At 44.0% G+C, this 248-nt stretch carries 1 protein-coding gene; it reads right to left on the bottom strand.

The genetic code is table 11. The annotated features are described in order from the left end of the window. Nucleotides 1–181: hypothetical protein (locus tag ACZ3HH_RS30885; RefSeq protein WP_465810500.1), on the bottom strand; the 181-nt coding region annotated here is incomplete at its 3' end. Nucleotides 182–248 lie beyond the last annotated feature (67 nt).

Here is a 248-nt window from a genome sequence, read left to right as displayed (position 1 = left end):
GATTTCTTTGATTTAGCGAGCGCTGAATCTGCAATGCGTTGGCATTCAGATCTTGCGTAGCAGGATTATCCAAACGCTGATTTTTGAACATCTCTCTTAGTATTAGGCGTGATTGCTCTGCTGAAGGCACCCTGTCAAGCTGCATATCGCGACGAGTCAAAAAATCAAGCAGAAGAGCCATTTGCCGGTTACCTGGTTCAGTAACTTGCATAATACTTCTGCCTAAATTCACTGCGTCTCTAATACCA

This window comes from Pseudomonas sp. PME37.24/025 (assembly GCF_055556615.1).
The sequence above is the reverse complement of the archived record's forward strand: the minus strand, read 5'-3'. Positions and strand labels throughout refer to the sequence as shown.